Genomic DNA, 332 nt, shown 5'->3' with positions numbered 1-332 from the left:
CTGCAGGCTGTGGCTGATGTCGAGCACCTTGCCGTTGCTCAGCTGGACCTGGCCGCTGGACTGGTAGCGGCCGTCGAGCTCCGCGCTGGAGCTGAAGCTGAGCCACAGCGCGAGCATGCCCAGGAGCATCGCCAGGGCCGTGGCGAACATGCTCAGCAGCCACACGCCGCTGATGCCGAGTTGCCTGCAGCGGCTCATGGCAGGCATCTGCTCAGTTGGGCATCGGCCACCTGACCCAGCTGGCTTTCATGCAGCATCAGCGAGCGTGCGCCGCCCCCCGGTTGCAGGCAGAGCAGCTCGTAGAAGCCACCACTCAGGCGCAGCACCAGCTC

1 protein-coding gene is annotated in these 332 nt (G+C 66.9%); it reads right to left on the bottom strand.

Going from position 1 to position 332, the window contains the following annotated elements; genetic code table 11:
* Window positions 1-198: hypothetical protein (locus J0A65_RS26705; protein ID WP_206597191.1), on the bottom strand; the 198-nt coding region annotated here is incomplete at its 3' end.
* Window positions 199-332 lie beyond the last annotated feature (134 nt).

It is taken from the genome of Bowmanella yangjiangensis (assembly GCF_017255015.1).
Taxonomy (GTDB): domain Bacteria; phylum Pseudomonadota; class Gammaproteobacteria; order Enterobacterales; family Alteromonadaceae; genus Bowmanella; species Bowmanella yangjiangensis.
This window is presented reverse-complemented; position numbering and strand designations above follow the sequence as displayed.